At 30.3% G+C, this 15,005-nt stretch carries 9 protein-coding genes and 1 pseudogene; all 10 read right to left on the bottom strand.

Annotation, left to right across the window (positions count from 1 at the left end):
• Window positions 1–36: 36 nt before the first annotated feature.
• Window positions 37–266, bottom strand: a pseudogene (locus CLSA_RS24625) (transposase); the annotation flags it as partial.
• Between the two features lie 291 nt (window positions 267–557).
• Window positions 558–2,564 carry an N-acetylmuramoyl-L-alanine amidase gene (locus CLSA_RS19980; protein ID WP_022749967.1) on the bottom strand — a complete coding sequence of 669 codons (2,007 nt, stop codon included), beginning with the start codon at window positions 2,562–2,564 and terminating at the stop codon, window positions 558–560.
• Window positions 2,565–2,939: 375 nt separating this feature from the next.
• Window positions 2,940–5,288 carry an N-acetylmuramoyl-L-alanine amidase gene (locus CLSA_RS19985; RefSeq protein ID WP_041716393.1) on the bottom strand — a complete coding sequence of 783 codons (2,349 nt, stop codon included), beginning with the start codon at window positions 5,286–5,288 and terminating at the stop codon, window positions 2,940–2,942.
• Window positions 5,289–5,439: 151 nt separating this feature from the next.
• Entirely contained in the window at window positions 5,440–6,192 is a 753-nt protein-coding gene (locus CLSA_RS19990; RefSeq protein ID WP_022749976.1) for a MurR/RpiR family transcriptional regulator, read from the bottom strand.
• A complete protein-coding gene (locus CLSA_RS19995) occupies window positions 6,170–7,030 on the bottom strand; it encodes a MurR/RpiR family transcriptional regulator (protein WP_022749980.1) in 861 nt (286 codons plus the stop codon). The genes CLSA_RS19990 and CLSA_RS19995 overlap by 23 nt, the downstream gene beginning before the upstream one ends.
• Window positions 7,031–7,198: 168 nt before the next feature.
• Entirely contained in the window at window positions 7,199–9,208 is a 2,010-nt protein-coding gene (locus CLSA_RS20000; protein ID WP_022749983.1) for a carbohydrate-binding protein, read from the bottom strand.
• A gap of 341 nt (window positions 9,209–9,549) precedes the next feature.
• Entirely contained in the window at window positions 9,550–9,705 is a 156-nt protein-coding gene (locus CLSA_RS23255) for a hypothetical protein (RefSeq protein ID WP_022749987.1), read from the bottom strand.
• Window positions 9,706–9,920: 215 nt separating this feature from the next.
• Window positions 9,921–11,255 (bottom strand): 6-phospho-alpha-glucosidase, encoded by a 1,335-nt coding sequence (locus tag CLSA_RS20005; RefSeq protein ID WP_022749989.1) that lies wholly within the window; start codon window positions 11,253–11,255, stop codon window positions 9,921–9,923.
• Window positions 11,256–12,618: 1,363 nt separating this feature from the next.
• Window positions 12,619–13,104, bottom strand: coding sequence for a hypothetical protein (locus CLSA_RS20010; protein ID WP_022749994.1), 486 nt, complete (start codon window positions 13,102–13,104; stop codon window positions 12,619–12,621).
• A gap of 117 nt (window positions 13,105–13,221) precedes the next feature.
• Window positions 13,222–14,784 (bottom strand): alpha-glucoside-specific PTS transporter subunit IIBC, encoded by a 1,563-nt coding sequence (locus CLSA_RS20015; protein ID WP_022749997.1) that lies wholly within the window; start codon window positions 14,782–14,784, stop codon window positions 13,222–13,224.
• Window positions 14,785–15,005 lie beyond the last annotated feature (221 nt).

Genomic DNA, 15,005 nt, shown 5'->3' on the forward strand with positions numbered 1-15,005 from the left:
CACTTGATTTATGTGGTAACTCAGCAAAATCATCTATATATTTGTTTCACTTTTTGAAATTTTATTATCATGACCTTTAAAATTACGTAACTCATTAATGACGCTATCAATACCAAAAAAGCCACAAGATATTTTGGTTTAATAAAACCATCTATATCACCTATTTCAGATATTAAAGTAATAGCTGTTAAGCGGCCGATACCAGATATGGAGTCAATTAATTTAATATTATTTGTGATTGATTCAGGAAAGTTTTCAGACTCTATAAAAATGAGAATTTAATATATCACAAACAGAGAAATTGGATACATGTTTGTGTAATGGGCCTTTGAAATATATTCTACACTAGAAAGAAGCTGTATTCTTTTTCGGAGTGTTGCATTTATAATTGGGCTGTAGGCATTTCTTCAGTAGAAGTTATCCTTATTTTGCTTGTCCTCAACTTGTTTGAAGAGCATGCATAATAAGGACAACTTCTGCTGTTAGAAATCCAAAGCTCAATTATATAGCAACCGAGAAAAAGAATACAGCTTCTTTTGGTAAGTTATATCATAAATCTAAATTTGTGCAGCAATTGTTTCTGCAATTGCTGTTGTTGATAATTGCTGATTACTAAAATCAGCACATCTTGCTGCTTCACTTGGATTTGTTATGAAACCAAACTCCACTAGAACTGAAGGCATTTTAGTATTTCTACAAACATATAAGTTACCATCATGAGAACCTCTATTTACTGCACCAGTTGCATTTGCTACTGCTTTGCTAATAGATGCTGCCATGGTTTTGCTTACTGAAAGTTTATAATCACTAAATCCTCCACCAAAACTTTCATCTTGAGATCTTGAACTATAATAAACCTCAACCCCATTTGCAGATGATGAATCTGCTGCATTATGATGTAAGCTTATAAAGAAATCTGCTCCAAAATTATTAGCTATATTAACTCTATTTGCAAGACTTTGGCCTACTCCTAAAGTTTCCCTCTCGAATTCATTTCTAGTCATGATTACCTGATAACCTTTTTCTTCAAGTTTAGCTTTCAACTTGACCGCAACTTGCATATTCAAATCTCTTTCTGAATATGTAACTCCATAATGAGTAGCATATGCACCATCATCACCACCAAAATTATGACCAGGATCTATTACTATTAATTTTTTACTTCCATCAATGCCAACATTGCTTGTTTTATTTTCTCTTGTTCCATCTGAACCAACTTTCCATCCATTGATCAATGTATCCTTAGCCATTACACCAGATATCGGATCCAGATAATAGTATTTTCCATCAACTACTATCCAACCTGTTGCCATTAATCCACTTGATTGAAGATAATACCATTCACTGCCAAGTTTAACCCAACCGGTTGCCATTATACCATCTGAATAGAAGTAATACCACCTTCCATCAGGTTTAATCCATCCAGTAATCATTGATCCATCAGTATCAAAGTAATACCAATTTCCACCTATTTTTGACCAGCTAATTTTCATAGCTCCACTACTATCTAAAAAATATTTTTTGCCATTAATGATCTTAAGACCAGTTACCATACTTCCATCACCTTGAAAGTAATACCATTTTCCACTTTCCTTTAACCATCCAGTTTGCATAGCTCCACTTGATTTAAAATAAAACCAAGTTCCACCTGAATTTAACCAACCATTGGCCATAATTCCATCACTATATAAATAGTACCAATTACTATCTGGTTTAATCCATCCAGTTGCTTTAGTTCCATCTGATTTATAGTAATACCAGTTTCCTCCTTCTAATCTCCATCCTATTGACGAAGAAATAGTTACATCACTATTAGTTTGTGATGTATTAACCTCTAAGTTTGTAGTTACTCCAGCATTTGTAGTAGCTCCATAACTAGAATTTACATCTTGTATTGTTGTATGTATTTCTGATACCGAACCATTAGGCTTAATTTCTGTTTTAGGAACTATTTGTGCATATGTCAATAAATCATTATATAACTTATTAACCTCTTCACCATAAGTTAAGCTTGGAGCCCACTTTCCACCTAATGAATTTACAGTAGTTGCCTTGCCTTTAATTGTAACAAAATGTCTTGGATCATAAGTATTACTCTTCGGATAACCATCTGCTCCAGCATAAAGAGCTAAATGATCCATATGAGCTTGTACACCTTCATCCCATGAATTAAATCTTTTATGGGCATTAGCATCATAATCACCGCCACCAGAACTTGTCTTCATTCCACATGGATTTTTATATGTTTCATCCAATACGCCACCAAACTTCCCATAACCAGTTTCTTTGGCAGCTTGTACGTATGCAATTCCTGGATTAACATCTCCACAGTCTTTCGCATACTTCCAATATAATTCAGCTAGGCTAACAAAGGTATCCGTTGCACCTCTACTTTTTGCCCATTCTCCAGCTTGTTTTGCTGTCACCTCTGTTTCTGATATGATTTTAACATCAGAAATAGAATTTTCTACTCCAGTTGCAGCCTGCACTTTAACTACTGGAATTAATGATAAAAACATAGCAAAGGTAAGCAAAAATATAGTCAATCTCTTATTAGTCTTCAAAACAGCTTTTCCTCCGTTCTATTTGATTTTCCAAAATTCTTGTTCACTTTTACTATACAATACAAATATATCATCTATTTTCGGTACCTTATAGTCAAAATAACACAGCATTCTACACTTCTTTAATGTAGTTTATAGGCTTATTGTAATATTTTATAATTTTATTATATATAAATTAATTTTACTATTTTTTATTATATTGTTTTGTAAAATATATACTTTGTTTGACAAAAAAATCAGTTCAGCTTTCAGAATCTCAAAAATAAATTTGAAATACTTTTATCATACTGAACTGATTTTTTACAATTTGAAAATAATTTTAAACTAAATTATAAATTTTATATTCTATATTCATAAATTATTTTACTCTTTAAATTAATAATTAGCTGCAATCGCATCTGCTATAGCTTCAGCAACAAGTTGCTGACTAGATGGATCTGCACATCTCTTTGCCTCTGCTTGATTTGATAAAAATCCTGTTTCAACCAATACTGCTGGCATATTTGTATTTCTAAGTACAAATAATGTTTTTACTGCAGCACTAGCATCACTTTTAGCACCTCTATCTCTAGCACCAATCTTATTTATAATACTATTATTTATAGCTTTAGCCATTTTCATGGATTGTTGCATTCTAGTATTATCTAAACCTCCACCATAACTACTATCTTTAGAATTTGTGCTATAGTAAGTCTCAACTCCACTAGCATCTGGAATGCCATCTACAGCATTATGATGTATGCTTATGAAGAAATCTGCATCTGCATCATTGGCTACTTCTACTCTATGAGCAAGACTAGCATACAATGATCCATAACTTGGTGTTTCACCAACATTTCTTGTCATTATAACATTAAAACCTCTCTTTTCAAGCTCACTCTTTAATTTTCCTGCAAGCTGAATATCTAATTCAGTTTCATCATATTTTACTCCATTAATGTTAGTTACAACACCTGTATCAGTACCATAAGCATGTCCTGCGTCTACTACTATAGTCTTTTTGCTAGTTGATGCATTATTAGTCTTAGTTGTTGCAGTCTCCTTCTTAGTTGATGTACTATTATTTGAAGTACTGCTACTATTATTGGAAGATTTATCATTATTGCTATTTTGATTAGATTTATCTTTCATCTTACCATTAGAACCTAAAGCATATCCCTCAACTGTAGTATTAGTAAGCATTCTTCCAGTGCCTGGATCTAAATAATACCAATCAGTACCTACTTTAATCCAGCCTGTTTGCATAGCTCCACTTGATTTTAAATAATACCATGTTCCGTTAAGATTAATCCAACCTGTTGCCATAGCTCCTGTATTATATAGATAATAATTTTGTCCATTGTCTATAATCCAACCTGTTGATAAACTACCGCTATTATTGAAATAGTACCAATTGTTATTTATCTTATTCCAACCAGCTTCCATACTACCACTGTCATTAAGTAAATAAGTTTGTCCATCTATTTTCTTAAGACCAGTTACCATAGTACCATCACCTTGAAGATAATACCAAAGACTGTTATCTTTTAACCAACCTGTCTTTAATCTTCCACTTGATTCAACGTAATACCATTTATCCTTTATCTTATTCCATCCTGATTTATCATACATTTCACCAGAATCCTTTAGATAATATAATCCCGATCCGCCATTTTGAATTCCTGTTAACATTGCACCAGTATTATTTAAATAATACCAATTATCACTCAACTTCAACCAACCTTTAGCCATCACACCAGATTCATTAAAGTAATACCATGTTCCATTAACCTGAAACCATCCTGTTGTCATTTTACCATCATCTTTTAAATAGTACCAATTGTTATCTTCTGGCTTAATCCAACCTTTTACTTTCGTATTATCTGAATTATAAAAATACCATGAATCATTTTCCTTTTTCCATCCTTTAGTCGATGTAATAGTAGGCTTGGTATCTTTATTTTCATCCTGCACAGTAGACTTTGTTTCTTTAACTACATCTGTAACATTCAATGCTTTTGGTTTGCTTTCAGGTGTCCCTGGATTTGGATCTCCATCTGACTTATAATCTTCAGAACTACTATCTTTATTGGATGTATTCTCATTAGAATTACTACTATTACTATTATTATCATCTTCTTCATAATTCACATTTGCAGAATCAAGTAAACTTACATATGACGATACTATTTCATCACCATATGTAGTACTTGGAGCCCAATTTCCACTTAAAGACCTTACTGTAGTTGCTCTTCCTTTAATAGTTCTAAAGTGCCTTGGATCATAGCTATTACTTTTAGGATATCCATTAGCTCCTGCATATAAAGCTAAATGATCCATATGTGCTTGTACACCTTCATCCCATGAATTAAATTTTTGGTGAGCATTTGGATCATAATTATCACCACCTGCTGCTGTTTTTAATCCACATGGATTATGATATGTAGCATCTATAACTCCACCAAATTTACCGTATCCAGTTTCTTTAGCTGCTTGTACATATGCAATTCCAGGATTAACGCCCCCACAGTCCTCAGAATACTTCCAATAAAGATCTGCTAAACTTATGAAAGTATCAGTTGCACCTTTTGACTTTGCCCATTTTTTTGCTTCTTGTGCAGTAACATCTGTATCAGATATTATATTAAAATCAGTAGTCGCTGCTTGTACATTAATTGTTGGAATTAAACTTAATACCATTGCACATGCAAAAATAAAAGTAATAAGTTTCTTTTTAATAGTCAAACCGTTTTCCACCTCCTCACATAGATTTTAGCAAAAAAAACTATACTATCAAAGATAAATTTTCGAATTAAACATTTTTATACAGCTCTTATTCTTACATACTTCTAAATCATTCATTTACAAGAAATTAATTCAAATATTATTACCTCAATTAACCATTTACATATTCTAAATATTTCAGTAATAAAATTTGGTTAATTAAAAAAAATTGTGTTGTGGAATAAAACTCAGCTTTATTTTCATTTAACAACACTGGGTGTGTATAAAATTGAAGGCTAACATCACTAAGAGAAGCTAATTTATTATTCCCAATCTGGGTAACAGAAATAATTTTTACTCCTTTTTGCTTTAGCTTATATGCAAATTCATTCATAAATGAATTATTTCCAGATAACGATAATAAGAAAAAAACATCTTTTGAAGATAAAATATCTAAGATAATGTCTGTCTCACTTTTTCCCTCTAAAACATAGACTAACTTATTGCCAAAAATCATATTTCTTTTTAAATCCTCTGCAGCATTTTTTTGTACTGCTCCAGATCCATATACATAAATTCTATCGGATTTTTCAAACAACTCAAATACATCATAGAAATCTCTTTTTTTCATAACTTCCATAGTTTTTTCAATATCATTGCATATATTTTCAACTTGTATATTATCAAACTGATTTTGCTGTTTATTTTCCCACTTCAAATAAATTTTCATTTCACTATATCCTTGTAATCCCAATTTATGAGTAAATCTTAAGATAGTTGTGTGAGAAACATTACATTTAGAAGCTAATTCTTGTATAGACATAGCTTGACATTCCTTTTTATGATTTAAAATATAATTCCAAATATGCAAATCACTTTCGTTTAACTTTTCATAATTTTCATCAATCAATGCTTCTAATCTCATTTTGTTCTTCCTTCTTCTTTTTTTGTGTTTGATACTCCATATATTTTAAAAATAAAATTTCAATTAAAATGAAGTAGCATGTTAAAGATTCAAAATCTACATCATTAAAAATTTTAGGTATTAATACTGTGTATGTATAAAGACTATAATCACTTATTTTTGCTAATGAATTCTCTTTAAGCTTAGTTATAGATATAATTGGGACATTTCTAATTTTTAAATTTTTAGCAAAATCAAGGATAAACTGATTCTCTCCAGACATAGAAATAATTATAAAAACATCATCCTCTTTAGCAATATCTACTAGTGCATTTGCTTCTGTATAACCACTTAAATCATAAAATACTTTTCCAGCTGCTAAAAATGTTCGCTTGATTTCTTTCTTTATAGAAGATTGAATCATGCCAATTCCATAAACATAAAGTGTTTTTGCTTTATCAATTACTTTAAAAATATCTGTGCAATCCTTATCTTTTATATTTTTAATTACTTCATTATATGTATCACAAACTGCCTCTAAATTATTTACATTTTCTTTTGTTCTTTCATTGTCCAACTTTAAATAAACTTTTAATTCACCATATCCCTTTAATGATAATTTTTGAGCAAATCTAAGGATAGTTGTTCTTGAAACGTTACATTTATAAGCTAATTGATCAATTGCAAGATTTTCACACTCTTTCCGATGATTCGAAATATAATTCCAGATATACAAATCATTATCATTTAAACATTTATAATATTTATTTACTAATTCATCTAATTTCATAATATCCAATCCACTTTTAGGCACGTGAAAATAAATAATAAGTCCAATGTGCCTTATAACCTTCCTCATAATTGTTTAAATTTTACATCATATTTTCTTTTTTGTCCATGAATGACCACTCCTCTCATGAGGTTTTGAAAAGCAAATAATAATATTAATTAGTGATAAATTATATGAATTTTCCATAAATAAAGGCATTCCAATATGAATTTATTTCATTTTGAAATGCCCATTTTTTTATTTTGCTACAGAATAATTGTAGTTATTTGAATCATTATTATCCCAAGTATTCGAATTATTTTTAAATGACATATTAAGCATAGTGCTATCAGATGGTACTGTTATATTAGCAGTCCATTTTCCATCAGATTGTTTACTCATTGTTACATCGGTAGGTGATGTATAGTTGTTATATCCCCAATGTAATGTAATAGAACTAGAGTTTGATGCTAAATTTCCATTATATGCAATAGTAATAGTCTTTCCAGCTGTTGGTGCTGAAGTCATTTGCACTGGAACAGAATTTGACCATACTGGTAAGTGCCAATCTTTATTACTATTGTTATCCCAATTACTTCCGTCAGTAAAATCAAAGTCTAATTTTGTTGCATTAGCTGGAATAGTTATAGTACCTTTCCAGAAACCATTTGAATCCTTAGTCATATCAAGATTAGTTAAACTTGTCCAGTCATTATATCCCCAGTGTAATGAAACTTTATTTGAATTAGATAGCGAACCCTTATAGTATATAGTGAAAGATTTATTTTGAACAAGAGTGCTGCTATCATAATCTACTTTATAACCTGAATGTGGAGTGTAACTAGTAGTTGGATCATCAGGTGTAGGAGGAACTGGAGGAATAGGTTTACCATTATAAAGAACAACAATTGAATTTGCAGGAATGTTTCCAGATACTACTCCATTTGAAACATTTAAAGTACAATTTGAACTACCATGGTTAGTATAAGTTCCATCCGCTAAATTTGTAGAAGAGTTAATATATGTGTTTGAACTATCATTTATAATTACAGTACCTTTAGTACCACGGTCTATTAACATAGTTTGGCCATTGTTTGTCCATCTTAAATATTCATTTTGTCCTACCATTGCATTATGGAATTCATTAATTGCTTTTATATCTGAATCCTTCCATAATTGATCACCTTCATCACCAATTGAACCAGTAGGTCTATCAAAGAATAAAGAAGTTGCTTTTGCTCGAGATGCAGCTATGGCCCATCCAACTTTTCTTTGTGTATCTGTAAGATTTTTACTTTTACCATCTTCATAAGTATCATGAGTTTCAACAAAATCAACGGCTTTATCAGATTCAACACCACCAAGTGTAGTACCAAGTGAACTTAAATTATTAGAAGTAACTGCGTTTCTTATGCTGCCACCAAAATTACTAGCCGAAACACTCATAAATTTTTCATAAGATGAAATGTTATCTACAGTTCCATCTTGCAATACTTCGCCATATATGAATAAGTTTGATTTATTATGAAGGTTTCCTAAAACATTAGTCCAGTAATTTCCAGACCAAGATTGATTAGAATCTAATCCTATATCCGTTTCAATATGTTTAGCTGCATCAAAACGGAATCCATCAGCTCCAGCATCTACACATTGATTTAAGAATATGATTGCCTTATTCTGAACATCAGGATTTTGAGTATTTAGATCTGGCATACCAATACCTTTTTGAGTGACATCATGTCTACTATTCCAATTACTGCACTGTCCTTGATTATGATAAAAATTATCTTGTTTAAAGCTAGGATCTACAGCTGAATCTAATTGATCATTATTCCCATTATTAGCCATATGATTCATTACTACATCTACAATAATTGAAATATTGTATTTCTCAGCTTCTTTGCAAAGAGATTTAAAATCATCATATGTCCCAAGTTGTGCATTACCAATAGATTGATTTGTTGGCTGATATAATAACCACCATTTACTTGCATCTTTGCTTGAATCTTTTGTTCCTTGTACTGGAGAAACTTGAACTGACTTAAAGCCAGAAGCAGCAATGTTTGGCAATTCAGCTTTTATGGTATTAAAAGACCAATCAAAAGCATGAAGAATAACACCATCTTTTGTTTTATCTGGTAAACTAGAACTAGTACTAGTTTCTGCATATACCGTTGTTGACGATAAATTTACACCTGGAATTGGAACAAAAGTAAAATTAATAAATAATCCTAAAGCAATTAATTTAGATATTAATCTTTTTCTCATAAAATATACACTCCCCTTAATTTACATACGTAATCCAATATTGTTGTAATCATTTCATAAAACTATAAAAATCTTTTAAGCTTTTTCAATTTAAACGTTATATATTTCAAATTACACTAATTAATAAATTCTATAATTTTATAGAATTTATTCCAACAAATCATCTGACCAGTTCCTTCTCTGTTTTTATATTTTATAATCGATTGTATAATTTCATCAATCTTTGATTGGCTTAACTTTTAAATCATAAGACAACTATATTTTTCTGCATTGTGAAAAAATATAGTTATCTTTTAATTAGCTTTTGTTATATTTTTTCTACTATAATTAAAATTACCACTTTAATTTAATAACATTAAAGTTATATTATTAATATAATTAGTTAATTCAGTATAGTTCATTTGGTCAACTTCTTTATTTTCCAAACCTAAACAAGCCTCTATTTCTTTAATAATCCCTAAAGTATCAGGGTCACTCGGAAAAATACCCTTTACCAATTACTTCATCCCTTTATATATTTTTATTATATCTACAGAATTAATTTAATTAATTCTGAAATCACCTATTATATATTAAATCAAAAGTTACTGGCTATTTTAATCTATAGGTTTGAAAACATTAAGAAGTAATAACCTTAGATAATTTTTTAATTTAAATTTTAATCAGTATTTAAATATTAGTAATATTATTTCTAAACTTTAAGTTATTTTTATTATTTTAATTGTGGCCAATACTCTTTATTTGCTTCAATTAAATCATCTAAGATTAATTTTGCAATTCTTGCACTTGGTACTGTTCTAGAAAGTGTAAGTGCTTGCCATAATTTTTGATAACTTCCTTCTATCCATGCTTCAACTGTAAGTTTTTCTACGCTTACTTGCTGCTCCATTAATCCTTTTTGGAATTGTGGAATAGCTCCCTGACAGATTCTTTCATATCCATTACTTCCTACTATACATGGAATCTCAACCATTGCTGTTCTATCAAAATTCTCTACCGCTCCTTCATTTGGCACGATAAGCAAGAATCTTTCTCTTGTATTTTCTGCTATAGCACATGCTAAATCTACAATATAAGTTGCATGTGCATCTACTTCAAAGCCTCCATCTTTGCTTGTACCACTTTCAATTATTTTTTTACATGTACCAAATACATTTTTTTCTCTGCCATCCATTACTTCATTTGCACGAGTATATTCTGCATTTGAAGTTTCTACCACATAATCTGGATATAAATAATATTTTAAGTATGTGTTTGGAATAGTTGTTGGATCAACTGCAAACACATCTCTTGCCTTTTGGAATGTGTGTATCCAGCTTTCATCTACATGTTGATTTGTGTCAGACAATGCATCTGCAAATCCATTCTTAGCCATGTGTTCTTTGATTTGTGGCATTAAATCCTTTCCATTCTTATCATAAATCTTTGACCACCATCCAAAGTGATTTAAGCCATAATAAGATACTTGCATTTCTTTTCTTGATTGAAGTCCACACATTTTTGCCATCTTTTCTTCCAAATCAATTGGCATATCACATATGTTTAATATTTTTGAATTTGGTCTTAATCTTCTTGTTGCTTCTGCTACAATCGCAGCTGGGTTTGAGTAATTTAACATCCATGCATTTGGTGAATATTGTTCCATATAATCAAGGATTTCAATAACTCCTCCGATAGAACGCATTCCATATGCAATTCCTCCTGGTCCACATGTTTCTTGTCCTAATACTCCATATTTTAAAGGAATTTTTTCATCTTTTTCACGCATTGCATATTTTCCAACTCTTATATGAGCTAACACAAAATCAATATCGCTAAATGCTGTTTCTGGATCTGTTGTATATGAAAACTCAATTTCTGGTGCATGTTCTTTTAAGTGAATTTCACAAGCCTTTGCAACAATCTCTTGTCTTTGTGCATCATTATCATAAAATTTAATGGATCTAATTGGAAATCTATCCATTTGATCTAATAACATAAGTACAATTCCTGGTGTAAAAGTACTTCCTCCACCTGCTACTGTAATTGAATATTTTTTATTTGCCATTTTCTATTCCTCCTCTATATATACCCTAAATTCTTATTTTTATTATTGTTTTTTGTTTCGTTAGGGTAATAATACACCTATCAAAAACAGCTTACAATAGATTTGAAGCCTTTAGGGCAATGAGTATTTTAACTGTATTTCTTAACATTTTCTGTGATTTTTCACAGGTGCTTTTTTACACATAATTCTTCTTATAATAGATAAACAACTTTAAATTTAGAGTTGCGTAGTAACTTACCGAAAGTAAGGGGATTATTTTACTCGGTTGCTGGATAATTGGGCTGTGGATTTCTACCAGCAGAAGTTGTTCCATTTATTGCATGCTCCTCAAACAAGTTGATGACAAGCAAAAATAGAACAACTTCTACTGAAGAAATACCTACAGCCCAATTATAATCGCAACACTACGTAAAATAATCCCCTTACTTTCTAGCATGGAATACATTTCAAAATTTAAATCTAGTTAATAGTTTGTTTATCTATATATAAGATGATGTGACAAATTCTATTTTGTATAATAAATTATGAAAAAACTGATTACTTAATATGTTGTTTTATAATCAAATGAATTCAACTATCTATTTAGAACTTTTTAGTAAAATTTTTATAGTCATATGTAATAAAAATATTTCTAATTTCGGTTAATCATCACATAATTTTTTTATCTATAGGAGTGTGTGGCAAAGTACATTTTATGACTATAAACAATTACTAAAAACATGAATTTATAAGTGCTTATTCGATGTAATATATTAAGGAATGTGAGTCAATTTTCCTCTGCAATACTGTTTCACATATGCTTGTTTACAACATATTTATGAAGCAAAAATTGTTGGTACAACTTACAATCTCAGAATCATACACCAAAATTTTCAGTAATCGAAAAAAATGAATAATCAGTATTTCAATTAACTATTACATAGGTCTAAGTTATAGTTTTCTCAATCATCCTCTCCTATATGGTTCAATATTGATATCAAGACATATAAATTGCTACAAATTTAGAAACATCAGTATTTTTTTTAATTCATAAGTTTGAATCTCAACAATGAACCCTATATAGATAAATAAACTATGAATTAGACTTAAACTTTAAAATATATTCTAAGCCAGAAAGAAAGGGTGCTCTTTTGTGCAGTGTTACATTGAGAAAAGGATTGTAGGATTTCTTCATCAGAAGTTGTTCTATTCTTGCATGTCCTTAACTTGCTTAAGGAGCATGCTGGAATGGAACAACTTCTGATGCTAGAAATCCACAATCCTTTTCTCTAGTAACCGTAACAACAGAGCACCCTTTCTTTCGGTTATTTACCACCTAAGTCTAAGTTACAAGTTATTTTATGAATATACCTAATAATTTTTTCTACATACTAATTCTAATAGTAGCAAATAAACAAATACCTGATAATATTAATACTACAATACCACCTGAAATAGTTCCTAAAAATTTTCTATCTAACTTTTCTATAAAGCATTCCTTAAAGGAAACATTATATGTTTTCAATGTCTTTATTATAAGAAAGCCAAGCAAACTTATATAAAATATATTTTGAAGCATAATTTCTGAAATTATGAGCACTGCTAAATTCACAACAGCATACGCAATATCGCCATCTTCTATTTTTTTATGCATAAAAATCAACAAATATGCGATAAATGGATTAATCATTGATATCAAAAACATCACTGTAATTTTAGGATTTTCCTGAATTAGTTGCGGAATAGATTCTCCAAATTTAGTTGTACCCATTGATAGATATATCATATATAGAAATGGAGTTATAGTAAATAATATCTTTGCAATATTATAATATTTATTTACAGATTTAATCTGCTTTGCATTTATCATTTTTATCTCCTACCTTTGAATTAGGCACATTCAAAGAAATAACCAATCAATTTGTTCTCCTCTCCATGGCAAATTGAACTTTTAATTTATTTTCATGCGCCTTAATACTCTAAAAATTTATAATAATTGTTCAAATTTTTCTCTTACGCTTGGAACTTTTAATCCAACAATAACCTGATATGATTTACCATTTGCTGAGCATCCATGAGCTCCAATAGATTTAAAATAAGGATCATCTTTGCAAAGTTTTTCATCTTTAACATTAACTCTTAGTCTAGTAGCACAATTTGTAACATCTACAATATTATCTTTTCCTCCCAATCCCTCTAAAATTTCAATTGCAAATGCAGTTTTCTCATCAACTTGTGAACCATTTTGTCTTTCTCTATATTCTGCCTTTGAATGGAATTTTATTTCTTCTGCATCATCTTCTCTACCAGGAGTTTTAAAATCAAATTTTAAAATCAAGAATCTAAATACCACAAACCAAACTCCTGTAAAGCAAAGCCCAATAGCAAATTGAAGTAAATATTGTTGCCAATGATTTCCCATTAAAGGAATCCAGTTTAATGAAGCCATTTCAATGGTTCCTCCTGAAAATATTCCTACAATACCTGCTAAATACATAGTAGTAGAAATAGTTGCAGCGAGTAGTGCATGTACTACAAATAATACCGGTGAAACAAATAAAAATGTAAACTCAATTGGCTCTGTTACTCCACAAAAGATTGCAGTTAATGTGATAGGAATTAATAAAGCTAATACTTGTTTCTTCTTTTCTGGCTTTGCTGTTGCATAAAATGCTAATGCAATACCTGGACACCCAAATATTTTTGAATATCCTGTAGATGTAAATGCAGCTTCTGGCAATAATGATCGCAAAGAATCTTTAGATGCTGCTATTTGTGGTAATTTTGTTGCCCAATAAGAGTAAAGGCCACCTGGTACAACTACATTATCATAATAGAATGGAGAATATAATATATGATGTAATCCAAATGGAATTAATATACGTTCTAAGAATACAAATACCCATACCCCTAATGCACCTGCACTTTTTACAAATCCTTGGAATACATGCATACCAAGTTGAACTTTTGGCCATGTAAATGCTGCGATAATTGCTACTGGAATCATAACAAAAAAGCCAAGCATAAATACAAATGTAGAACCACTAAAAGTTCCAAGCCACTCTGGTAATTCAGTATCAAAGAAACGATTGTGTAAATAAATTACAAGTCCTGAAATAAGTAAAGCTCCAATCATCCCCATATCTAATGTCTTAATGTTAGCTATCATTGTGAGGCCACTAGTCCCTCCTACTTGAGCTGAAAAATCAACTCCAAAGAAGTCACCCCATTGAGAAATAATTGCACTTAAGAAATAATGAAATGTTAAATATAATACAAATGCTTCCATACAACATCTTGCATTTTGTTTTTTTGCCATACCTATTGGAAGTCCAACTACAAATAATAATGGCAATTGATTAAATACAGTCCAACCACCTTGCAACACTACATTCCAACATTTAAACCATCCACTACTCGGATCTGCTAAACTTCCCATAATTGCCTGGGTGGTAAATAATGTTCCAATACCAATTACGATACCTGCAAATGAAAAAAGTAAAACTGGTGTAAACATAGCTCCACCAAACTTTTGAATTTTTTGCATCATTTTTCCTCAACCTCTCTCTCGTCACTTTCTATAATCCAATACTAGCATGTCCATTTTTTGTTATCAATCGTTTACACTATTTTAGGAGACAAGTGAATTATTATATGACTTTTCACATTTTTTGTACCTCTTCACATAATCCTCTAAAACTATTGATTTTAAAAGTAATATAAGTAAAATTAAAATCATAATATGTTCTGTTAACGTACTCATTTAATTCA

This window comes from Clostridium saccharobutylicum DSM 13864, assembly GCF_000473995.1.
In the GTDB taxonomy this organism is placed as follows: Bacteria; Bacillota; Clostridia; order Clostridiales; family Clostridiaceae; genus Clostridium; species Clostridium saccharobutylicum.

Coding starts and splice junctions, on each gene's coding strand:
- CLSA_RS19990 (WP_022749976.1), bottom strand. CDS start 6,192: ATGAGATTAGAAGCATTGATTGATGAAAATTATGAAAAGTTAAACGAA.
- CLSA_RS19995 (WP_022749980.1), bottom strand. CDS start 7,030: ATGAGGAAGGTTATAAGGCACATTGGACTTATTATTTATTTTCACGTG.
- CLSA_RS20000 (WP_022749983.1), bottom strand. CDS start 9,208: ATGAGAAAAAGATTAATATCTAAATTAATTGCTTTAGGATTATTTATT.
- CLSA_RS20005 (WP_022749989.1), bottom strand. CDS start 11,255: ATGGCAAATAAAAAATATTCAATTACAGTAGCAGGTGGAGGAAGTACT.
- CLSA_RS20010 (WP_022749994.1), bottom strand. CDS start 13,104: ATGATAAATGCAAAGCAGATTAAATCTGTAAATAAATATTATAATATT.
- CLSA_RS20015 (WP_022749997.1), bottom strand. CDS start 14,784: ATGATGCAAAAAATTCAAAAGTTTGGTGGAGCTATGTTTACACCAGTT.